The 20,874-nt window shown below is 61.1% G+C and carries 19 protein-coding genes and 2 pseudogenes; 8 read left to right on the plus strand and 13 right to left on the minus strand.

Features of this window, described 5'->3' with window-relative positions; genetic code table 11:
* Positions 1 to 279: 279 nt before the first annotated feature.
* Positions 280 to 414 (plus strand): annotated as a pseudogene (locus GYA94_RS01790) (histone deacetylase); the annotation flags it as partial.
* Positions 415 to 651: 237 nt separating this feature from the next.
* Here the strand turns inward: GYA94_RS01790 and GYA94_RS01795 are convergent.
* The 6 genes from GYA94_RS01795 to GYA94_RS01820 form a co-directional block, all read right to left on the minus strand.
* A complete protein-coding gene (locus GYA94_RS01795; RefSeq protein ID WP_064314565.1) occupies positions 652 to 1,224 on the minus strand; it encodes a recombinase family protein in 573 nt (190 codons plus the stop codon).
* A gap of 871 nt (positions 1,225 to 2,095) precedes the next feature.
* Complete coding sequence (locus tag GYA94_RS01800) at positions 2,096 to 3,637, minus strand: hypothetical protein (protein ID WP_146073860.1); 1,542 nt, start codon at positions 3,635 to 3,637, stop codon at positions 2,096 to 2,098.
* A complete protein-coding gene (locus tag GYA94_RS01805) occupies positions 3,603 to 3,869 on the minus strand; it encodes a hypothetical protein (protein ID WP_161891691.1) in 267 nt (88 codons plus the stop codon). Before GYA94_RS01805 ends, GYA94_RS01800 begins: the two co-directional genes overlap by 35 nt.
* A 223-nt stretch (positions 3,870 to 4,092) precedes the next feature.
* Positions 4,093 to 4,641, minus strand: coding sequence for a hypothetical protein (locus GYA94_RS01810; RefSeq protein ID WP_064314562.1), 549 nt, complete (start codon positions 4,639 to 4,641; stop codon positions 4,093 to 4,095).
* On the minus strand, positions 4,638 to 5,018 hold the full coding sequence (locus GYA94_RS01815) for a hypothetical protein (RefSeq protein WP_155738386.1): 381 nt from the start codon (positions 5,016 to 5,018) through the stop codon (positions 4,638 to 4,640). The genes GYA94_RS01810 and GYA94_RS01815 overlap by 4 nt, the downstream gene beginning before the upstream one ends.
* Before the next feature lie 707 nt (positions 5,019 to 5,725).
* Positions 5,726 to 7,369: a recombinase family protein gene (locus tag GYA94_RS01820; protein WP_081264839.1), complete on the minus strand. Its 1,644-nt coding sequence runs from the start codon at positions 7,367 to 7,369 to the stop codon at positions 5,726 to 5,728.
* Between the two features lie 45 nt (positions 7,370 to 7,414).
* Here GYA94_RS01820 and GYA94_RS01825 point away from each other — a divergent pair.
* Positions 7,415 to 8,248: pseudogene (locus tag GYA94_RS01825) on the plus strand (histone deacetylase family protein); the annotation flags it as partial.
* 148 nt (positions 8,249 to 8,396) lie between these two features.
* Positions 8,397 to 9,638, plus strand: a complete 1,242-nt coding sequence (locus GYA94_RS01830; RefSeq protein ID WP_161891692.1) for a TIGR03862 family flavoprotein — start codon at positions 8,397 to 8,399, stop codon at positions 9,636 to 9,638.
* Between the two features lie 27 nt (positions 9,639 to 9,665).
* Here GYA94_RS01830 and rhlE1 read toward each other — a convergent pair whose 3' ends face one another.
* The 5 genes from rhlE1 to GYA94_RS01855 form a co-directional block, all read right to left on the minus strand.
* Positions 9,666 to 10,997: an RNA helicase RhlE1 gene (gene rhlE1, locus GYA94_RS01835; protein ID WP_110676595.1), complete on the minus strand. Its 1,332-nt coding sequence runs from the start codon at positions 10,995 to 10,997 to the stop codon at positions 9,666 to 9,668.
* A gap of 54 nt (positions 10,998 to 11,051) precedes the next feature.
* On the minus strand, positions 11,052 to 11,972 hold the full coding sequence (gene yedA, locus GYA94_RS01840) for a drug/metabolite exporter YedA (RefSeq protein WP_054906076.1): 921 nt from the start codon (positions 11,970 to 11,972) through the stop codon (positions 11,052 to 11,054).
* A 146-nt stretch (positions 11,973 to 12,118) separates the two neighbouring features.
* Positions 12,119 to 12,724, minus strand: coding sequence for a 3'-5' exonuclease (locus GYA94_RS01845; protein WP_110676596.1), 606 nt, complete (start codon positions 12,722 to 12,724; stop codon positions 12,119 to 12,121).
* Positions 12,725 to 12,732: 8 nt separating this feature from the next.
* Positions 12,733 to 13,212: a LabA-like NYN domain-containing protein gene (locus tag GYA94_RS01850; protein WP_009681780.1), complete on the minus strand. Its 480-nt coding sequence runs from the start codon at positions 13,210 to 13,212 to the stop codon at positions 12,733 to 12,735.
* Positions 13,213 to 13,288: 76 nt separating this feature from the next.
* Positions 13,289 to 14,038: a DUF2076 domain-containing protein gene (locus tag GYA94_RS01855; protein ID WP_161891693.1), complete on the minus strand. Its 750-nt coding sequence runs from the start codon at positions 14,036 to 14,038 to the stop codon at positions 13,289 to 13,291.
* 166 nt (positions 14,039 to 14,204) lie between these two features.
* On the opposite strand from GYA94_RS01855, the gene GYA94_RS01860 reads away from it, so the two are divergent.
* Positions 14,205 to 14,861 (plus strand): YciC family protein, encoded by a 657-nt coding sequence (locus tag GYA94_RS01860; RefSeq protein ID WP_161891694.1) that lies wholly within the window; start codon positions 14,205 to 14,207, stop codon positions 14,859 to 14,861.
* A 48-nt stretch (positions 14,862 to 14,909) separates the two neighbouring features.
* On the opposite strand, the gene hrpB is transcribed toward GYA94_RS01860, so the two are convergent.
* Entirely contained in the window at positions 14,910 to 17,438 is a 2,529-nt protein-coding gene (gene hrpB, locus GYA94_RS01865; RefSeq protein ID WP_161891695.1) for an ATP-dependent helicase HrpB, read from the minus strand.
* Positions 17,439 to 17,554: 116 nt separating this feature from the next.
* Between hrpB and pmcY the strand changes: the two genes are divergently transcribed.
* Together pmcY and GYA94_RS01875 are read left to right on the plus strand one after the other, a co-directional pair.
* Positions 17,555 to 17,974, plus strand: coding sequence for a periplasmic Zn2+ metallochaperone PmcY (pmcY, locus tag GYA94_RS01870; protein ID WP_029887386.1), 420 nt, complete (start codon positions 17,555 to 17,557; stop codon positions 17,972 to 17,974).
* A 21-nt stretch (positions 17,975 to 17,995) separates the two neighbouring features.
* Positions 17,996 to 18,868 carry a cation diffusion facilitator family transporter gene (locus tag GYA94_RS01875; RefSeq protein WP_009685411.1) on the plus strand — a complete coding sequence of 291 codons (873 nt, stop codon included), beginning with the start codon at positions 17,996 to 17,998 and terminating at the stop codon, positions 18,866 to 18,868.
* A gap of 13 nt (positions 18,869 to 18,881) precedes the next feature.
* On the opposite strand, the gene GYA94_RS01880 is transcribed toward GYA94_RS01875, so the two are convergent.
* Complete coding sequence (locus GYA94_RS01880) at positions 18,882 to 19,682, minus strand: DUF6515 family protein (protein ID WP_110679090.1); 801 nt, start codon at positions 19,680 to 19,682, stop codon at positions 18,882 to 18,884.
* Positions 19,683 to 20,077: 395 nt separating this feature from the next.
* On the opposite strand from GYA94_RS01880, the gene GYA94_RS01885 reads away from it, so the two are divergent.
* Positions 20,078 to 20,554 (plus strand): Lrp/AsnC family transcriptional regulator, encoded by a 477-nt coding sequence (locus GYA94_RS01885; protein ID WP_003249795.1) that lies wholly within the window; start codon positions 20,078 to 20,080, stop codon positions 20,552 to 20,554.
* A gap of 54 nt (positions 20,555 to 20,608) precedes the next feature.
* Entirely contained in the window at positions 20,609 to 20,812 is a 204-nt protein-coding gene (locus GYA94_RS01890) for a DUF2788 domain-containing protein (RefSeq protein WP_003249787.1), read from the plus strand.
* Positions 20,813 to 20,874 lie beyond the last annotated feature (62 nt).

Below are 20,874 nucleotides of genomic sequence, written 5' to 3' on the forward strand. Positions count from 1 at the left end.
CGCGGCCGCCTTGTTTGTACGGCGCGATATTGAGGCATGCACCAAGGCGTTCGCGCGCAAATCCCACAGGAATAATTGGCCCGAAACAAACGTAGGAGCGAGCGCAGCTCGCGATTGCGCCGCGCGGGCGGCGCTCGCTCTAACAGGCGCTGCATACCTTGTGGCAAACACCTGTCAGCCCTAAGGCGATCCCTGTGGGAGCTGGCTTGCCGGCGATTGGGCTGCAAAGCGGCCCCGGCCATCTCAAGATCAGCACTGGCCCTGACCGCGACCTCCCCCATGCCGTTGCCGCTGATCTACCACGAAGACTACAGCCCGGAGTTCCCTGCCGAGCACCGCTTCCCGATGGACAAGTTCCGCCTACAAGATTTCTACTTATGCAGTGGTAATCAGCTAACTGCTTCGTGGCTAAGGTGGTCACCCGTTCGCTACCAATCAGACGGCAACCCCAACTTTTCCACGGAGACCATTGCCCACAGCCGAATATCGTCCATCAGCCGAGGCGGGAATATCAGGTGGGTGGCCCAAATCTGGACCATCAGTGGGTCGGTGCTTAATGCTTCTGGCTGGCCCGCAGCGAGCCGCACGGTATAATTTCAGAATATCCAAGGCAGCAAAAAGCCGCCCGAAGGCGGCTATGGGCGTAACGCCTTACAGCGCCTTGTTCCAGTGCCGTTTGACCGTGGCGATGCCGATGTCCAGTTCGGCTGCCACTTCCGCCTGTGTCATGTTCTTTGCCTTGGCCTTCTGCACCGCCTTGGTGGTATCAACGGCTTCAGGGCGCCCCAGCTTCTTGCCTTCAGCTTTGGCACGCTTTAGGCCGGACTGTGTACGCTCGATCAGCAAATCACGCTCAAACTCTGCGACAGCGCCCAGCACCTGCATCGTCATCTTGCCTGCTGCACTGGTCAGGTCTACGCCACCAAGGGCGAGGCAGTGAACACGGATGCCGGTGGCTGCCAGTTGCTCGACGGTCTGCCGTACATCCATAGCGTTGCGGCCAAGGCGGTCCAGCTTGGTGACGATCAGCACATCACCTGATTCCATTCGTTCAAGCAGCTTCTGGAAGCCGGGACGCTCACTGGCAGGGACGCTGCCGGAAATGGTCTCTTCGATTACCCGGCTCGCCTGTACATCGAAGCCCGCGTTCTTCACGTCCTGGACTTGGTTCTCGGTGAATTGGTTGGCTGTGCTTACACGGCAGTAAAGGAAGGTACGAGACATCGGAATCACCAAAGGTATCATTTAACGTGGGATTACAGTATAGGTATCGCTATCGAATGTAAACCCTATTTTGTTGATACCTTTACAGGCCGGATTTTATGGCATCGTTTAACGGTCGTTTGGTGATACCAGGCAATTATCACGGCGCTATGTAGGCCCTCTGGCTCTTCAAGATTGCGATGAATCGAAAAGGTCACGTGGTGCCTGCCAATTGGCTGAAGCGTCGTTCGCGAGATTGGATAGCTCCTTCCATTCAGACTCATCGATGATTCCGCAATCAAGCAGGGCTTGGCAATATCCGGTCACCAGAGCGTGCAAGCGATTGCAGTTGCTTCGGCTCAGAGCAGTATGCAAATCCGCTATGCTCGCTCTCACCCGTACAATTGCAACTTCGTTATAACTTCTCAATCATCCGCTCCAAATGGCGTTGTGTTGATCAAGCATACCGCATCTACCCTGTCTGAAACCTTGAAGCAGCAAAATTCCCGATGCCGCGTGGTTACTGACGGAAAAGCTGTGAAACAACCCATACTGCCCCAACCGTTAGCTGTGGCGTGATCTGCTAAGCCCCCTGTAGCGTAGGCTCCCGTAAACACTGGGCTGTAGCGGTGTAGCGACGTCCAGCAGGCTCGAAATGGTGGCCAACGGGATTAGATATGGCGTTAGTTTTCCATTAGTTATTTGGCAGGTGCTGCTTTCACTGGAAACTCATGAAAGCCACTCCCAAGTTCGACTTGGGCCGCGTACACCTTGCTCAATAGGCATGTGGATCAATGCTGATCCATCGGGTAATCGGCTGAAAACTCAGCCCATTAGCTCCCGACTTTCCGGGAGCGTTCTTACCGAGGTATCGCCAAATCTGGACATACCCCTATGCCGCCTGTGCTAGCGGCTCTACTGCCACTGGTGGGAACTCAAGGTGTGCCGGGTAGCGGGTAAACGGCATTTGGTAGACCGTGAACAGACGTTGCTCGCGATAGTGCTTTCTGGACAGCTCAACGGCATCAACAAGGTTCACCAGCACCGCATCATGTGCATCAAGCATCTGCTCTTCAGTGCAGAGGCCAACATCCAGCAGGGCTTGCCATGTTGGTTCAAGCGATGCGTACAAGTTGTTTATGTAGGCCAGCCAGTCTGACCCGTTGGCTTCCCAGCTCCACTGCTCAGGGGCAGCCACTACCGGGTTCAAGGTGTTGATGACAAGGCGCTTCAACAGCCGGTTGCTGATGTAGTCACGGTCAATGTCCAACCCCTGTAGTGCAGCTTGGGCCATCGGAACAATACCCGGCTTCAGCTCTTTGCCCTTCGCGTCGTATACGCCGTTAAGCAAGCCATTCAAGTCGTCGGCAAGCAGGTGGGCGGGTGTACACCACGGCTGGCCCTGATATAGATGCGACAGTGGTGCCCAACTAGCATTGCCCTGGGCAAGGAATCGGCTGTGGGCTTTGCCTTCTTCACGGCCAATCTGGGCGAGATAGATGCCCATTACCCGCACCAGCTTCAACATGAACAGGCAGTTGTCTCGGTGCTGCCCGTCAGCCAACACAGCAGAGAACCGCACCAGTTCATCATGAAGTACGCCCAGCCTTGAATCAGTTTTACCGCCCCTACTAACAAAGCCGGTGGTGCTGGTCATACCGTGCTGGATAGCGTTCAAAGTCTCTAGTCGCTCTACCGATTCCACCTCTAGCTCGGCCAGTGTGTAACGGCGGTCCAGCGGCTCGCACAGCTCGTTGCTCTGCTGGTTGAACACCGTCTTGGCAAGACGAAGCCGGTATGTTCGCTGGGGCATCTTGTCCAGCTCATCGAGAAAGGTGTCTAGCTCAGGCCCGATGAAGTCGGCCAGCTTCTGTAGTACCTGATCCCGAGTCATCCCTTTGGTGATGTTCCACTTACGCTTGCGGGCGGTGGCAGGGAGCGAGGCGCCAGCCCAAGTGTTCACTGGCTTGTTGCCCTGCCTCTGGTTCAGCTCTGCGGTTCCGGTAAACAAGTTCTCTGGGATTGTTAGCCCGGTGCTGCCATCACGGCCCTTCAAGGGCTGGACGTGGCACTGCTGGAAAATGTCTTTACCATGGCCCATCTCAATCCAACCGAGCCGCTGCTTGCGGTAGATGTATTGCTCGTTTAGTCGATGAAGGCCGTCAGCGGTGATGCCGTGGTAAGTCTGGACTGTTCCCGCCCGGAAGGCCTGATCAAGTAGCCACTTGCCGAAAGCGTTCTCTAGTAACCGCTTCTTGCGGCGTTCAATCTTCTTCTCTCTGGTCGTCAGGGTTGGCGCCTTCTGCTGCCGCTCTGCTGCTTTGGCACAAGTACGGGTGCATGTTTCTCGCCCACCCGGTCTGCGTTTAAACATCGTGCCGCAATGGGTGCACGGGTGTTCAAGTTGGTTGTTGCTGTTGTTGGCTGCTGCCATTGGCGTCCACGCTTGCTGGGATCGAGTTGCTAAAGGTGGCCAGTGTGATAAGCACGTTCAGGCCGTGGGTTGGATTGGTAATGCCACGCGATGCCATGAAAGCGAGCAGGCGTGCACTAGCAGTTTCATTCAATGAAATCCGCATGTTTCTGGTTCCAAGAAAGGGAATTGTGTAAAGGTTGAAAGTGGCGAGGCCGCGTGGCACAAGGGCTGTAGCCAGATATTGCGACAAAGATGTACCTACCTCGTGCCTACTTTTTACCGTTGAATCGAAAGGGGCGACTACTTCGCCCGCTTTGTACCTTCAGGCTGCACAGAGTTGATGAAGCAAGAGACCATCCAGTGTACAAACTTGCGAACAGGCATCTTGTGCTTGCGTGCCTGGGTACAAAGAACTTCAAACTCGGCTGGGGTGAACGTTAGTCGCATTCCCTCGCCATGTACGTATTCGTCGTTCATATTGCTTTCTCTTCTGCTGTGGCTTCTGCCGGTGCGGCATAGGCTTTAAGCAGGTCCGCCAAGGCCGCTGCTTCTTGAACCTGCTTCAGTGCTGCCGCCGCTCTTGCTGCTTCTTCTGCTACCGCTGCTTCTTTTGCACGCTTCACTTGATCTACGCTGAACTTCACCTGACGCTCCGTCTCAGCCATATTCAATTCAAAGCGAGACCGGTCATATTCTTTGCGAGCAGACTTTGCCACTTCAATAAGTTCGGCTTTGATGATCTTTTCAGGTTTGCGTAGTACGGCAAAGACATCTAGCGGCGGATTAAATGCCAGCTTTACCAGCGTATACCCCTTCGCCATCTCTTCGAAAAGTTCCATGACGGCAGGCTCTAACGGCTTGCTACGTTGCCAGTGGATATGGGCCGCTTTATCTTTGTAGTGTAGTGTTTCGCTGCCCCTGTTGTAGCGATCTTGTTTGGCTGCAATCAGCTTTTGCAAGTCTTCATCAGAGTGCGGATATATTTCAACGACATTAACGCCGTATTGGTATTCGGTGGTCATGATTGTTTCCTTTGGTTGTGTACCGGCTTGAATCCAGCTTTGAATCTTGCTGCTTTGTTTGTGGTTTGTTTATTGCTTGCTGCTGTAACGCTCTGGGAAGGCTTCTGAGCGGCCTTGGATGCTGGGGCTATATGCTGGACTACCTTGGTTGCTTTCGCTTCTATAACGCGCTTTCTATGGGCTTCTAGATGGGCTAGAGTAACTACACTCCCGGCAGGCAAGATATGGTCAACTAACGCGGACAGGTAAGTAAGCTCTTCCCTTGTTGCTTCGATATAATCCACCGCGATTGACTGCGTGGCTGGTAGCTCTAGGAAATAGCTCAAAATTGCCCCGCTTCCCTTTAGTACTTCTAGATATATGTTATTGCTCGGCATCAAGCTACATCCTTTGTTTGTTCTTCTTGCTCTTGAACTATGAAGAGCTGTTCAAGTTCTTGCTGTGTTTCTTTGTTCTTGCTGCGCCAGCTGCGAGACTGGCAAGCTGATCCGCAAAAGCGGGTCAGGGGACTTCTTGAATAGTGGGTTCTTCCACAAACTTCGCACGTACTACGGCGTAGTGGTCTTTGCATTTATTGTTACCTGCATGAGTTAAGGTTTTTCAACGAGCAAAATAAACCCGTCGCTCGGACAATGAGCTTCGGGCTATGTGCATATTGAATTTTGGTACTGCGTACTTGCGTGAACAAGTATTGTGCCGCCCCTTGCGGGCAAGCTATAAGTAAATGGCCAGTTTCGCTGCTCCCACTGGCCGTGGGTATAACCATGATATCAAGGTGGAATTACTGATCTTGATAAGCCGGTGCAACTTGTTCCCGTATCTTCAAATCATCAGTCATATGCCCCGGACTGATAACGGGGTAACACACGAGCTGAACCATTCCGAGTCAGTCGAGTATTGGCATTTATATATGGGGTCAAGCGGGGGGGGTCTTCTAGGAAGGCTGGATGAGTTTCTCAACCAATATGAAGTTTCGCATACTTTCTGTATTTGTCAATAGCTCAGGCATGCATTTGTGAAAATAAAGTTTCGGTCGTTTAAGGGGTATGGCCTAGTAGCCGAACATACCCCCTTGCATATGCCTTCAGCCTTGAGATTCAAGGTAGTCTGCTAAGTCTTCGTCATCCATATACGCGGACAAGTCCGTCCCCATTACACGCTGCTGCCACTGCTCGGACGTAGTTATGGTGACGTGTTGCGGGAACTGTAGCTGACTGTAGCTATCGACAAATAGAAGCTCGGCATTCTTGGGCTTGATCTTCCACATCTTATACTTTCGGGCATAACCGATGTACTGAGCTGATTCTACCGGGTTATCGTCAGCACTGACCTTAACTTCAAGAAGTCCGTCGCGATGGCAGACGATCCGGTATCCATCTTGTTGCAACAGGTTGGAGATTGCGAAGTGGTCACCATGAAGAAACTGGTGGAACTCGGCCATACCGACTACTGCCGTATCAGCCACCTGCGGTAACGATGCCAGTTCCAGCTCACGCGCTTTCTTTTCATCTACAAGCTTGCTGTAGTCCGCCAGAGCATCCTTATCGCCATCATCCAGCAAGACTAGTTGCCGTAGTCGAGCCTGCTGCTGCTTCAACTGGGTGATCTGGCCTTCGAGCTTGATCCGTTGGCGTTGATTCTCTGGTAGTTTGGTGCGTTGGTATGCCCGGAAAGCGTGGGGTTTGCGTGTGTTTTCATAGAACCAACCAACTACCGGCACCGGGATAGTCTTCTGATTCGTACACTTCTCACTGCTTTGCATCCGACGATAGCAACGAACGGCATCGGTTTGCTGTCTGGCGTTCTGCCGTAGAAGCACCATATTGGCGCCACAGTCACCACATTGCAGCAGCCCAGCCATGGGAAACTTACGGGCGACCGTAACTGGTTGATCTGCTAAGTCGTCTAGCATTCTCTGTACTTGAAAGAACAGTTCATCGGTGACTGCTGCCTTAAAGACATCTTTAATCAGCTCCCCCGGAACCCGCTCCTTTTCACCGTCTACTTCGATGGCGGTGGTGCGTTGCCAGTGGCCAATCGCAGCAGGGTTTCTCAGAGCGTGCTTTAAACTCTGGCGATTGGCGAAATACTGGCTGTACTGGATGGCAAGAGCACGTAGCGGAACACCGTTCGCAAAGCCTTGGAAAACTTGCTGGATGGCGTCCAACGAACCATCTCCCTTCAACTCGCCATCACTGGTGAGCCAGAACGGGTTACGGCGCTTGATCGGATTTCCAACCTTCGCTTCTTTTGCCCGGTCTGTGTAGGAATCTCTGATGTTGCCCGCAATTGTGTTCGAGTAGTCGAACGCGGCGAAAGCATGGTAGGCCAGCATCATAAGACTTTGGGATTTCAAGCTGGACTCATCGTAGCGAACACCATCCCGCAAGGTGATCAGGTTCACCCCAGCTTTTACGATTGTCTCAAGGTGCCGCAGCGTTTCTAGCGGTGGAAGCCGGCTAAACCGGTCAATTGCTTCTACAAGCACAACCGAGCCAGCGGGTATGTACCCCTGCTCGATGGCGAGCAGCAGCTTGCCCAGCGCTCCCGCTTTGATGTGATCGCCTTTGTAGCCGCTCAGACCCAAGTCGCGAAAAGTCTTCTCGTACCTGGTGAAGGTCGGGTTCTGTGCAAACCACTGGTTTGCCCGTTCTTCCTGCCGCTCAAGGCTGCTGCCATCACCTTGCTCAACGCTAGAGAAACGGATGTAGAGAACTGCAATAGGCATCGTGATCGGCTCTTTGGATTATCACTGCATAGCTTACAACTCTGCCTGCTGCACGACCACCTGGTCGACAGTGGGCTGACCACCGACCAGGCCTTGCTGCGCCCAGACATCTGCCCCAACGATATCCTCGCCCTGGCCCACGACCGCGACTACATCGCACGCTACATGAATGGCGAGCTGTCCCGCGAAGACCAGCGTCGCCTCGGCCTGCCCTGGAGCGAAGCCTTGGCCCGGCGCACCGTACGGGCAGTGGGCGGCTCGCTGCTGACGGCCGAACTGGCGCTGCAGCATGGCGTTGCCTGCCACCTGGCCGGTGGCACCCACCATGCCCACTACGACCACCCTGCCGGCTTCTGCATCTTCAATGACCTGGCAGTGATCAGCCGTTACCTGCTGGAGGCCGGCCGCGTCCAGCGGGTGCTGATCTTCGATTGCGACGTGCACCAGGGCGACGGCACCGCACGCATCCTGCACGATACCCCGGAGGCCATCACGGTCTCGCTGCACTGCGAACAGAACTTCCCGGCACGCAAGGCCCACAGCGATTGGGACATTCCCCTGCCGCGGGGCATGGGCGATACCGCCTATCTGAACGTGGTGGACGACACCCTCAACTACCTGCTGCCGCTGTATCAACCCGACCTGGTGCTGTACGACGCCGGCGTCGATGTGCACAAGGACGACGCGCTGGGCTACCTGCAACTGACGGACGCCGGCGTGGCCGCCCGCGACGAGGCCGTGCTGCGCCACTGCCTGGGCCGCGATATTGCGGTAATGGGTGTGATCGGCGGCGGCTACAGCAAGGATCGGGTGGCCTTGGCCAAACGCCACGGCATCCTTCACCACAGCGCAGCGCGTGTCATCGGTTGTTCACAATGACTGTGGAACCGCTTGTGGATAACCTGCGGGAAAGCCGCTGCAGGCCTTGACCAGCAAGGCCTGTAGAACACTGGTTGTTTTTTGACCAGTGCTTCCGGGGGCAGCGCTGCGCTAGAATGCGCCTCTTTTCCACAGCCTGCTGCCCACCATGCCCGATTTCAACCCCGCATCGCCTCCCCTTGCTGTCGTCATCGGTGGCGGCCCCGCCGGCCTGATGGCCGCTGAAGCCCTGGCCCAGGCAGGCTTGGCGGTCGAGGTGTTCGATGCCATGCCTTCGGTGGGCCGCAAGTTCCTGCTGGCCGGTGTCGGCGGCATGAACATCACCCATTCCGAGCCTTACCCCGCGTTCGTGGCCCGTTATGCCGAACGCCAAGGTGAAATCGGCACGCTGCTGGGCGAGTTCGACGCGGATGCTTTGCGCCAGTGGATTCACGGCCTGGGCATCGAGACCTTCGTCGGCACATCAGGTCGGGTATTCCCCATCGACATGAAAGCCGCCCCGTTACTGCGCGCCTGGCTCAAGCGCCTGCGCGACAGCGGGGTAGTTATCCACACCCGCCATCGCTGGCTGGGCTGGAACGCCGAGGGGGCCTTGCGGATCGCTTATCCACAGGGCGAGCGCCTGGTCAACGCCGCTGTGTTGGTGTTGGCGCTGGGTGGCGGCAGTTGGGCGCGCCTGGGTTCCGACGGCAGCTGGCAAGCGCTGCTGGCCGAACGGGCTGTGGATATCTCGCCCCTGCAACCGAGCAACTGCGGTTTCGAGGTGGCCGGCTGGAGCGCGCTGTTGAAAGACAAGTTCGCCGGCGCGCCGCTGAAGAACATTGCCCTCAGCGTGCCTGGCAGTGCACCGCGCAAAGGTGAGTTCATCCTCACCGCGCAAGGTGTGGAAGGCAGCCTGGTGTATGCCTGGTCGGCGCCGGTGCGTGAGGCCATCAACCGCGATGGCCGGGGCGTGTTGTTGCTTGACCTGTTGCCGGACAAGCCTGTGGACAAGATTGCCCAGGCACTGGCCAGGCCACGGGGCTCGCGCTCCATGGCCAAGCACCTGCACAGCCAGCTGGGTATCGATGGGGTAAAAGCCGCACTGTTGCGCGAGCTGACCGACCCTGCAACCTTTGCCAGCCCTGAAGCGTTGGCGCAGGCGATAAAGGCCCTGCCAATCACCCTGGTGCGCGCGCGACCGCTGGATGAAGCGATCAGCAGCGCCGGCGGTGTCCGTTTCGAGGGGCTGGATGCAGGGCTGATGCTCAAAGGCATGCCGGGGGTGTTCTGTGCCGGCGAGATGCTGGACTGGGAGGCACCGACCGGGGGCTACCTGCTCACCGCATGCTTTGCCAGCGGGCAGCACGCCGGGCGGGCTGCTGCACAATGGCTCAAATCCCAGGGCTGACACCGCCCCAGTGTGGGCGCCGCGAGGCTACGATTTGCGCTTGCGCGGCCCGCCATTGAAGCTAGGTACCTTGCGCACCGCCTTCACTGCAGGCTCGGCATTGCCCCCCTCGGTGCTGTCCATCCAGCGCCCCAAGCCACGCTTGGCGCTGTTCTCTTTCGGCTTTTTGGGCTTCTTCGGCTTCTTGATCACCTGGCCACTGGCGTCGGTCATCGGCACCCGGTGATCCGGAATGAAGTCCGGTTCTTCATGACGCGGCAGGGTCTGGCGGGTCAGCACCTCAATCGCCGCCAGCAGCTGCACTTCATCGGCGCACACCAGCGAAATCGCCTCGCCCTTGTTGCCCGCCCGCCCGGTGCGGCCGATACGGTGCACGTAGTCCTCGGCAACGATGGGCAGGTCCAGGTTGACCACCAGCGGCAAATCGTCGATATCCAGGCCACGGGCAGCCACGTCGGTTGCCACCAGCACCTGGATTTCCCGGGCCTTGAAGCTGTCCAGCGCGCGCTGGCGGGTCGCCTGCGGGCGGTCACCGTGGATACCATCGGCATTCACACCCTCGGCCAGCAAGCGCGCCACCAACTGGTCGACGCCGTTGCGGGTCTTGGCGAACACCAGCACCTGCTTCCAGCGCTGCTTGCGCATCAGGTGGCAGAACAGGTCTTCCTTGCGCTTTTTATCCACAGGTACCAGCCACTGCTTGACGCTGGCGGCAGCGGCATTGCGTGGGCTGACTTCGATACTCAGCGGGTCATTCAGGGCCAGCCCTGCCAGCATGCGGATCTGCTCGGAGAACGTGGCGGAAAACAGCAAAGTCTGGCGCTTGCGTGGCAACGCGGCATAGACCGATTGCAGCTCTTCGGCAAAGCCCAGGTCGAGCATGCGGTCGGCTTCGTCCAGCACCAGGGTCTGTACCTGGTTGAACTTGACCGCGTTCTGCCGGAACAGGTCGAGCAGCCGGCCAGGGGTGGCGACCAGCAGGTCGACGCCACGGCGCAGACGCATCATCTGCGGGTTGATGCTGACCCCGCCGTACACCGCATAGGTGCTCAACGGCAGGTTCTCGGCGTACTCGCGCACGTTGTTGTGCACCTGCTCGGCCAGCTCTCGGGTCGGCACCAGCACCAGGGCACGGATCGAGTTGCTGGCCACTTTCTCGCCTTCCAGGGCCAGGCGCTGCAGTACCGGCAGGGCAAAGCCTGCCGTTTTTCCGGTGCCGGTCTGGGCCGCGGCCATTAGGTCGCGGCCGGCCAGCACGGCGGGAATGGCCTTGGCCTGCACCGGGGTTGGGGTGGTGTAGGCCAGCTGCTGCAAGGTGCGCAGCAGCGGTTCGATCAGGCCGAGTTGGGCGAAATTCATGGCAATACCGTCAGGGGTTCAGCGAAGCCGGCAAGTTTACCGCATCGCCCCTGCCTACTTGCAGATTTCGCCTTTCAACGGCAACACGGGTTTGGCAGGCTTGCGCCACTGCGGCAGGCCGATCAGCACCACTGCGCCAATGATCACCGCCATCGCCACGCACTCTTCGGCACCGATCTGTTCACCGGCAAACAGGATCCCCAGCAGCACCGCCACGGCCGGGTTGACGTAGGCATAGCTGGTGGCAGCTGCCGGGCGCACGTGCTTGAGCAGGTACATATAGGCGCTGAAGGCCAGGATAGAGCCGAAGAACACCAGGTAGGCCAACGCGCCCCAGCCGGCAGCGCTTGGTACCTGGGTCATGCGCTCGCCCGACAGCAGGCTGCCCAACAACAGCACTGCGCCACCCACCAGCATTTCGGCGGCACTGGCCATTGGCCCCTGTGGCAGGGGCAGGCTTTTGCTCCACACCGAACCGAATGCCCACGAGGCCGCGGCAAAAATGATCAGCGCTGCGCCAATCGGGCTCGCCTGCAGGTTGGACCCCAGGTTCAACAGGGCGATACCCAACAGCCCAAGGGCAATGCCTGCCCACTCCAGTTTCGAGTTGCGGTGCCCGAACAGCAGGCCGAACAGCAAGGTGAACAGCGGCACCGTCGCCACCGCCAGGGCCGCCACCCCCGAGGCCACGCCGGCGTGTTCGGCCACCGTTACCCCGCCGTTACCGCAACTTAGCAGCAGAAAGCCGATTGCCCCGGCAGCCCGCCATTGCGGCCACGTGGGTGCCGGCGCACCGCGCCAGCGCAGAAAACCGTACAGCAGGCTACCCGCGATCAGGAAACGCACACCGGCCATGAGCATCGGTGGCCAGCTCTCGACGCCAATGCGGATGAACAGGTAGGTGGAGCCCCAGACCAGGTACAGCGCCAGGAAGGCGCCGATGAGCAACCAGGGAATGCGACGGGAGGCAGGCATTGGAACACTCGAAATCCGTTTACGGGTGAACAGTCTAGGGGCCTGCCTGAGCGAACAGAAGTTACAGAATGGCTTGAAATGAGCGGCACACTTTCGGTGCGTTCGGTTTGAAGCGGGCGCCGCTTGAAGCGAGCGCCGAACACGCCTCAAGCATACTTGACCAGCGCCTCGCGCAGCTTGGCTGCCGGTGTTTTCTGCAACCGGCACAGCAGGCCATGCGAGAGCTGCTGCACACCATGTTGTTCTCGCAACACGCCGGCCAGGTGCTGCATCAGGTTGGCGGCCATTTCGGCATCGGCCATGGCCCGGTGCGCAGTACCGGTGTTCGGCAGCCCCGCCCAGCGGGTCAGGGTGCCCAGCTTGTGGTTCGGCGCTGCCGGCAACAGGCGCCGCGACAACAACAGCGAACAGGCAAATGACTGGCTGCGGCTGCGGCCGATGCGCGCCAGCTCGTAGTCCCAGAACTTCTGGTCGAACGCGGCGTTGTGCGCCAATAGCGGGGTTTCACCCACAAACTCGGCCACCTCGTTCATGACCTTGTCGACCGGCGGCGCACTGCGCAGCATCGCCGTGGTGATGCCGGTCAGCCCGGCCACGAATGCGGGTACCGGCACACCGGCGTTCATCAGGCTCTGGTAGCGCTCGACAATACGCCCGCCTTCCAGCATGACCACCGCCACTTCGGTGGCGCGGCAGCCGGCACCTGGGGAAATGCCGGTGGTTTCAAAGTCGATGACAGCGATACGTTCCACGAATGACCTCAGTGCTTGAGCAACAACTTACCCTCGATGGGTACGTAGCGGCTGGCGGCACGGATCAGTGACAGCGCCGTCAGCCCGGGCACACCATACACCACCGCCTCGGTGCCGTGGCGCTGGATCACCCGCTCCAGCAGCAGGTCGAAATCGCCGTCACCCGAGGCCAGCACCACTTGGTCGACCCGGCTGGCGGCGTCGATCACATCCAGGGTAATGCCCACGTCCCAGTCGCCCTTGGCCGAGCCGTCGCTGCGCTGGATGAAGGGTTTGAGGCGCACGTCGAAACCAAGGTTGCGCAAGATCTGCTGGAACTGTTGCTGCTTGCTGTCGCCGCGGTCGATGGCATACGCCACGGCCTCGACGATCTGCCCTTCACGGCAGACATCGGCCCACAGGGCAGTGTAGTTGAAATGGCAACCATGGGCTTGGCGCACGGTGTAGTAGAGGTTCTGCACATCGGCGAACAGCGCGATCTTTTTCACCTGGGAACCTCGTGTCTGGCCTGGAATACCGGGGCCGCTGCGCAGCCCCGGAAATGCCAGCAGTATGCCAGACCTGTCAGACGTAGGAGTCGTCGTCCGAGAAGAACCCACCATCATCGCTGCTGTAGTCGGTGTCGGCGTAACCACCCCGGTCGCTGCCCCAGCCACCGTTGTCGGCCACTTGCTGCTGCCCGCCCTGGTCATCCCAGCCACCGCTGTCACTGGCCGGCGCAGGCTCTTCCTTGATCACCTCGACCACCTCTTCGGGCTGGGAGTTGTGGTTGAACAGGCTGCTGATACCTTGCGCCAGCAATACACCACCGGCCACACCGGCGGCGGTCTGCATGGCCCCACCGAGGAAGCTGCTGGCACCACTGCGTGCCGGCGCAGCGCCCACGCCAGGCTGCTGTGCCGGCGGTTGCGCGTAGGCCGGTGCCGCCGGCTCACGCCAGCCGCCAGCCGGTGCCGCCGCAGGCGCTGGCCGCTGTGGCTGCACCGGCGGCGCTGCAGTGCGCCCGCCCGTACCAAAAATGCTGGACAGGAAACCGCCACCGCCAGCGCTGGGCGCACTGTTGCCGCCCTGGGCCGCCTGGGCACGGGCCTGTTCCAGCTCGGCCTGCAGTTGCTTGTTCTGCTCGTCGAGGCGCTTGAGCGCCGCTTCCTGCACCAGGATCGCCTGGGCCATGTAGTAAGGTGCCGCCGGCTGCTGGCGCAGGTGCTGCTCGATGCAGGCCTGGGCCTGCGGGTCGCGCGGCTGGCTGGGGTCTTCGGCTTGCTTGAGACGGCCGAACAGGCCGTCGATCAGGGTTTGTTCTTCAGTGTTCATGGGGCGACCTCATGGGTAGCGGGACAACGGACAACCTCAAAGATGGGGCGTTGCGCCGCGCGATTCAATCGCTGCAAGGGTGAAACATTTTTCAGCAAGTGACAGCGCCACGCCTGCTTTGGGCTAAAGTGATGCACCTGTTTTTACTGCCATGCGATATAGCCCGATGAATCCGCTGAGCGTTCTGCGCGACTCCCTGTACTTTCTCCGCCGCCACCTGCCGAACATCATCCAGCTGTGCCTGCCGCTGGTCGTGCTGGAGGCCCTGCTCACCCAACTGCTGTACCGGCAACTGGGCGACCAGGCATCGCCCGCCTACGGCATGCTGATCAGCCTGCTGTGCTATCCGCTGTACAGCGCCGCCCTGATCCTGTACCTGGACACCCGTAGCCAGGGCCAGGACATCGCCAAGCGCGACCTCTTCGCCCGCGCCTTGCAGCTGTGGCCGCAACTGGCCCTGCTGATCCTGATCAGCTCGCTGCTGATCATGGCGGGCCTGGCCCTGTTCGTCTTCCCGGGCGTGTGGATCATGATCAACCTGGTGTTCGCCGAGTACCTGCTGGTACTGCGTGGCCGGCCGGTGGTGCAGGCGATGCGCGACAGCGCCAGCATGACCACCGGGCATTTCATGCGCATCATGGTTTGCGTGGTCGCGGTGCTGGCCCCGATCTGGCTGATCGACGGCTTGCTGCTCATGGCGTTCCCCGAGCCATCGCCGGCCATGGAGCTGGCCATGGACAGCCTCAGCGGCTTCCTGCAGCTGTTCAGCACCGTGGTGCTCTACCGGCTGTTCATGTTGCTGGAAGAAAAAGCCGGCGCCTGAGGGCGCCCTCCCGGTCGCCTGCCAGCGCGCAGGGGCACCGCGCCGCCTTCAGGTGCCCCGCGGCTTCGCCCGGGCCGTGGCCTCCGCCACCAGTGGGTCGTCTGGCCAGTAGTGCTTGGGATAGCGCCCTTTGAGGTCTTTTTTCACCTCGGCGTAGGTCGTACGCCAAAAATTGGCCAGGTCCTGGGTGACCTGCACCGGGCGCCGTGCCGGTGACAGCAGGTGCAGCTTGACCTGCTGGCGGCCGTTGGCAATGCGCGGGGTGTCGGCCAGGCCAAACAACTCTTGCAGGCGCACGGCGAGGATCGGCGGATTCTCGCTGTAGTCCAGCCGAATGTTCGAGCCAGAGGGCACGGCAAGGTGTGCCGGGGCCTGCTCTTCCAGGCGCTGTGGCAGCGGCCAGGGCAACAGGTTGCGCAGCAGCGATGGCAAGTCCAGGGCCGCGAAATGGCTCAGTCGGGAGACCTTGCCCAGATACGGCTGCAACCAGTCCTCCAGGCTGGCGAGCAAGGCCGCGTCACTGAGGTCGGGCCACTCGCTGTGGCCCTGCCCGGCCAGGTCCAGCTGGCGCAACAGTGCCACCCGCGCCTGCCACTGGCGCAGTTCCGGCGTCCAGGTCAGCAGGTTCAAGCCTTTGCGGCGGACCAGCCCAAGCAGCGCGCGGGCTTTGGCGTCGTTATCCAGGCCTGGCAGCGGCTCACGGCTGAGCACCAGCTCGCCCACCTTGAGTTGGCGCTCGGCGCGCAATACCTGTTCACGTTCGTCCCAATCGAGCATGTCGACCTGCTCCACCTGCTCGGCCAGCACATCCTCGAACAGGCTGGGATCGAACGCTGCGGCCAGGTAGATACGCTCTTCACGCTGGCCCTGGCGGCTACCCAAGTCGGCGATTACCAGCCACGGGCACTTCATCAGGGCATCGACCTCGGCAAACAGCGCCGCTCGGCCATTGGCCAGGCGGTACTCGGCTCCCCCTTCGCGGCGCTGCTGGGCAACGCGGTCGGGGTAGGCCAGTGCCAGCAGTGCACCCAGCCAGCGTGGGTGGCCCGGGTCGGCGACCGCCGCGCTGGCCTTGCCCCGTAGCAGGCCACGGTACTGGCGCGACAGTTGCCGGGCACGCTGCACGCCACCCTGGCCGCCCCGTACCGCCTGGCTCTCACCACTGACCAGCGCCAACCGGCTGTGCAGGTCTGCGCCACCGCCGCGCTGTATATCCCGCTCGCCCAGCAGCGCCGCCACATCGCAGGCCATCTGTGCCAGGCCCAGCGCCTGGCCGCGCAGCAGCAAGTGCGCAATACGTGGATGCGCCGGCAGCTCGGCCATGGCCTGGCCGTGCTCGCTGAGGCTGTCGCGGCGGCCTGGCTTGAACGCGTTCAGCCGCGCCAGCAGGTCCTGGGCCTGAGCGAAGGCGGCCGCGGGGGGTTGGTCAAGCCAGCGCAACTGCTCGGGGGTGACGCCCCAGCGGGCCAGTTGCAGGGCCAGGCCGGCCAGGTCCGCCTGCAGGATCTCGGCAGTGCCGTAGGCAGGAAGCTGGTCATGTTGGGCCTCGGACCACAGGCGGTAGCACACGCCCGGCTCCAGGCGCCCGGCACGGCCGGCGCGCTGGGTAGCACTGGCGCGGGAGATCCGCTGGGTGTCCAGGCGGGTCATGCCACTACCTGGATCGAAACGCGGCACACGGGCCAGGCCGGCGTCGATCACCACCCGCACGCCCTCGATGGTCAGGCTGGTTTCCGCGATGTTGGTGGCCAGCACCACCTTGCGCTGGCCTGCTGGCGGCGGGTCGATGGCAGCCCGCTGGGCATTGAGGTCCAGCTCGCCATGCAGCGGGCACAGCAGGATCTCGGGGCGCTCGCCCAAGGCCTCTTGCAGATGCTGGTGCACCCGGCGGATCTCGGCCTGGCCCGGCAGAAACACCAGCACGCTGCCCGCCTGGTCGGCCAGCGCGTGCAGCACGCTTTCCACGACCCGGGGCTCGATGAATTCCCCCGGCTGGAACGGCCGCCCCCAACGGATATCCACCGGGTGCACGCGGCCCTCGCTGCGCACGACCGGCGCGTCATCCAGCAAGCGTGACAAGCGCTCGCCCTCCAACGTGGCAGACATCAGCAAGATTTTCAGGGGCGGGTCGTCACGCAGCAGCTCACGGCCGTTGAGGCTCAGCGCCAGCGCCAGGTCGGCATCCAGGCTGCGCTCGTGGTATTCGTCGAAAATCAGCAAGCCCACCCCCTCCAGTGCCGGGTCGGCTTGCAGGCGGCGGGTAAGAATACCTTCGGTGACCACTTCGATACGGGTGCCGGGGCCCACCTTGCTGTCCAGGCGGATGCGGTAGCCCACGGTTTGCCCAACCTGCTCACCCAGCTCACTGGCCAGCCGCTCGGCCGCCGCGCGGGCGGCCAGGCGCCGGGGTTCCAGCATGAGGATGGTCTGCCCGGCCAGCCATGGCTCGTGCAACAACGCCAGCGGCACACGGGTGGTCTTGCCCGCCCCCGGGGGCGCCTCGAGCACCGCTTCGTCGCGGGTTTGCAAGGCTTGGCGCAAAGCGGGCAAGGCCGCATCAATGGGTAATGAAATCATGGTGGTCCTCGAACAGTCTGGCGAGTATAACGGCGAACCCAGCCTGCCCTATCATGGTCTTAGCATCAGGCGCAGGCGCTTCGCTTGCCCTGCTGAATACCCTTTCGGAGATTGTCATGCGCATCCCAACCCGCGCCATCGGTGGCGCACTCGTGGTTACCCTGCTGACCCAACTGACCGCGTGCGGCACCATTTTCTACCCGGACCGTCGCGGCCAGATCGGTGGCAAGATCGACCCGGTGGTTGCCGCCATGGACGCTATCGGCATCCTCTTCTACGTGATCCCCGGGCTGATCGCCTTCGGCATCGACTTCGCCACCGGCGCCATCTACTACCCAGGGGGCCACACCGCCCAGGTCGACCCGGCAAAACTGCAACAGGCCGTCAGCCCGGATGGCAAGGTCGACAACCTGAAACTGCAGGCCATTCTTGAAACCGAACTGGGCCAGCGCCTGCCGCTTGACGACCCGCGGCTTATCCAGCACCGCGGCAGTGTCGAGCAATTGGCCAGCCTTGGCCTGATGCCAGCAGCCTGAACCACAAGGACCTGACCACGGATGATAACCACCCCGGCTGAACACCAGCGCCTGTTGCGCCTGGCCACTCGCGCCTCGCTGGCGGTGGCCGGCATCCTGGTAGTGAGCAAGGCGCTGGCCTGGTGGCTGAGCGGCTCGGTCAGCCTGCTGGCCGGGCTCACCGACTCGGCACTGGACGCCGTCGCCTCGTTCCTCAACCTGCTGGCCGTGCACTACGCCCTGCGCCCGGCTGATGACGACCACCGCTTCGGTCACGGCAAAGCCGAAGCCCTGGCCGGCATGGCGCAGGCGCTGTTCATCGGCGTCAGTGCCGTATTGATCGGCGTGCAGGCGGTGGAGCGCCTGCATACGCCACAACCCTTGGGTGATACCAGCATCGGTATCGCGGTGATGCTGCTGTCACTGGTGCTGACGGTCGCCCTGCTGGCATTCCAATACAAGGTCATCCGCCTGACCGGCTCGACGGCGATCCGGGCCGACTCGCTGCACTACCGTTCGGACCTGCTGCTCAATAGCAGCATCCTGCTGGCGCTGTTACTGGCCCGTTTCGGCTGGCCGCAGTTGGATGCGCTGTTCGGCCTGGGCATTGCCCTCTACATCCTGTGGAGCGCGCTGCAGATCGCGCGCGAGAGTATCGCCATCCTGATGGACAAGGAGCTGCCCGGCGATGTGGGCGAGGAAATGGCCGCGCTGGTGTTGGCCATTCCCGGGGTCAAAGGCGTGCACGACCTGCGTACGCGGCTGTCGGGCAACCAGTGGTTCGTACAACTGCACCTGGATTTGCCCGGGCAGTTGCCGCTGCATGATGCCCATGAGCTGTGCGTGGAAGCCTCGCGGGTGATCCGCCAGCGTTATCCGCAAGCGGATGTGATGGTGCATGCCGACCCGGTCTGAACCTGTGCGTGGGTCAGTTGACGCTGTACCCTCGGCCGCTGAAGCAGGCCCCCAGTGCGCGTTGGTAATTGCTGAGCACATTTGGCGGCGGCGCGTAAGTCGCGGTGGCGGGGTCGAAGCCTGACTGGCTGACCGCCCAGCGGTGGCACTGGTAACGGTCCTGCTCCTGCTGCTCCGGGCCTTGGCCATACATCGGGTACGCCACCACGTCATAGCCGCCCGCAACCGGCGGTGGCGGCGCGGGTGGCGGCGCCACTGCCGGCGGGTTGACCACCACATATTCCTGGCTGTCTGCCATGTACTGGTAGTAGGTATCGGCAACCAGGAAGAACAACGCCCCACCCACCCACACTTCCCGTGCATACGGCGGCAGGTAATTGACCCGCACACCGTAAGGCGGGGTTACCACGATGTAATTGCCGCCATGCGGGCGGTACCAGTAACCGCCGGAGTAGAAGTAGTCATGGCCGCGATAGGGCACTTTCCAGTAGCGGTCAGGGAAACGATCGACCGTGTGCCCAGGGCGGTACTGCGGCCCCGGCCCCCAGCCATTGCCATGGCCGTCCGGGCGCCCCTGCCAGTCGCCACCGGGCCTTGGCCCCGGCCCCCCGGCTTGCCAGCGATGCTCATCCCCATCGCGGCGGGGAATATCCTGATAGTAGCCCTGCCGGGGCGGCTGGGTCTGGCGCACTTCGTCGCGGGCGTTCAGCGGCCGACCGGGCCCAGGGTCGCCGGGCCCTTCGGCCAGCGCCCCAAGGCTGATGCCCAACCCCAGCAAACCAACACCTGCCAACTGCCAGATGCGCGACGTCATGGTATTCCTCTCGGTAGGTAAACTGCAGCAGGCAGCCAGTCTACCGTGCTCTTCAGGCCGGCCAATTAAAATTACCGACATGAAAAAAGGGAGGCCGCAGGGCCTCCCTTCAGGAATTGTCGTCCGTGCTCGGCACTTGTGGCGCCGGCTCACCTCACAGCGTCTTCTGGAAGCTGTGTAGCCCGGGGGCCTGCGGATCCGGTTGGATGGCTGGCCGCGACCGCCCGCCTAGGGCGCGTCGCCGTGGACTGATGTCCGGGCAGTGATTCTGTTGATAAAGATACCGGACAGCTGGCGGCAGCGGATTGCGAAGATTGCTCATATAAATAGTACTTGCGCAATTTTTCACCCTGGAATGATAATTCGCCGCAATCCGAACAGAAAAGGCAAATGCCATGAGCAAACTCGACCGCTATGACCTGAGCATCCTCGCCGAATTGCAGCGCGATGCGCGCATTTCCAACCAGGAACTGGCCGAGCGCATCGGCTTGTCGCCTTCGCCATGCTCGCGTCGGGTCAAGCAGCTGGAGGACGACGGCTACATCTCCCGCCAGGTCGCCCTGCTCGACCGCAAGAAGCTGGGCCTGAGCCTGACCGCCTACGTGCTGATCGGCATGGACCGGCACACGCCGGAGCGCTTCGAGACCTTCGAGGCCGCTATCCGCAACCTGCCACAGGTATTGGAATGCAGCCTGGTCACCGGCATGGATGCCGACTACCAGTTGAAGGTGGTGGTGCCCGACATGGACCACTACCAGAAACTGCTGCTCGGCAGCCTGACCCGCATCGAAGGCGTCACCAGCGTGCGTTCGAGTTTCGTGCTGAACCAGGTGCTGGCCAGCACCGAGCTGCCATTGACCCACCTTCGGTAATTGCCCGCGCCTGCGGGCGTATACTCGAGCGCTCAAACTGCCTGGAGAACACCGATGGATCCCGCCGTATTCGAAGAGTGGATGATGATCATCCTGGTCACCGTGCTGATCGGTTTCATGGGTTTCATCGTCTGGGACCTGGCGAAAAAGTCCAAGGCGGGCAAGTTCGGTACGCTGATCCTGTTCTTCGTGCTGGGGCTGGGGGTGCTGGCCTTTATCATCAAGAGCGTGGTGGTGGGGTTTCTTGAAGGGGTTTAGGCCTTGGGAATGCGGGGAGCGCTTTGCGCTCCATCGCGACACAAGGCCGCTCCTACAGGGGT

Source organism: Pseudomonas juntendi (assembly GCF_009932375.1).
GTDB lineage: Bacteria > Pseudomonadota > Gammaproteobacteria > Pseudomonadales > Pseudomonadaceae > Aquipseudomonas > Aquipseudomonas juntendi.

What these genes read in the sequence shown, in the direction of transcription:
- GYA94_RS01795 (WP_064314565.1), bottom strand. Translation starts at nt 1,224, where the DNA reads ATGTCTCGTACCTTCCTTTACTGCCGTGTAAGCACAGCCAACCAATTC.
- GYA94_RS01800 (WP_146073860.1), bottom strand. Translation starts at nt 3,637, where the DNA reads ATGGCAGCAGCCAACAACAGCAACAACCAACTTGAACACCCGTGCACC.
- GYA94_RS01810 (WP_064314562.1), bottom strand. Translation starts at nt 4,641, where the DNA reads ATGACCACCGAATACCAATACGGCGTTAATGTCGTTGAAATATATCCG.
- GYA94_RS01815 (WP_155738386.1), bottom strand. Translation starts at nt 5,018, where the DNA reads ATGCCGAGCAATAACATATATCTAGAAGTACTAAAGGGAAGCGGGGCA.
- GYA94_RS01820 (WP_081264839.1), bottom strand. Translation starts at nt 7,369, where the DNA reads ATGCCTATTGCAGTTCTCTACATCCGTTTCTCTAGCGTTGAGCAAGGT.
- GYA94_RS01830 (WP_161891692.1), top strand. Translation starts at nt 8,397, where the DNA reads ATGCCCGATTTCAACCCCGCATCGCCTCCCCTTGCTGTCGTCATCGGT.
- rhlE1 (WP_110676595.1), bottom strand. Translation starts at nt 10,997, where the DNA reads ATGAATTTCGCCCAACTCGGCCTGATCGAACCGCTGCTGCGCACCTTG.
- yedA (WP_054906076.1), bottom strand. Translation starts at nt 11,972, where the DNA reads ATGCCTGCCTCCCGTCGCATTCCCTGGTTGCTCATCGGCGCCTTCCTG.
- GYA94_RS01855 (WP_161891693.1), bottom strand. Translation starts at nt 14,038, where the DNA reads ATGAACACTGAAGAACAAACCCTGATCGACGGCCTGTTCGGCCGTCTC.
- GYA94_RS01860 (WP_161891694.1), top strand. Translation starts at nt 14,205, where the DNA reads ATGAATCCGCTGAGCGTTCTGCGCGACTCCCTGTACTTTCTCCGCCGC.
- hrpB (WP_161891695.1), bottom strand. Translation starts at nt 17,438, where the DNA reads ATGATTTCATTACCCATTGATGCGGCCTTGCCCGCTTTGCGCCAAGCC.
- pmcY (WP_029887386.1), top strand. Translation starts at nt 17,555, where the DNA reads ATGCGCATCCCAACCCGCGCCATCGGTGGCGCACTCGTGGTTACCCTG.
- GYA94_RS01875 (WP_009685411.1), top strand. Translation starts at nt 17,996, where the DNA reads ATGATAACCACCCCGGCTGAACACCAGCGCCTGTTGCGCCTGGCCACT.
- GYA94_RS01880 (WP_110679090.1), bottom strand. Translation starts at nt 19,682, where the DNA reads ATGACGTCGCGCATCTGGCAGTTGGCAGGTGTTGGTTTGCTGGGGTTG.
- GYA94_RS01885 (WP_003249795.1), top strand. Translation starts at nt 20,078, where the DNA reads ATGAGCAAACTCGACCGCTATGACCTGAGCATCCTCGCCGAATTGCAG.
- GYA94_RS01890 (WP_003249787.1), top strand. Translation starts at nt 20,609, where the DNA reads ATGGATCCCGCCGTATTCGAAGAGTGGATGATGATCATCCTGGTCACC.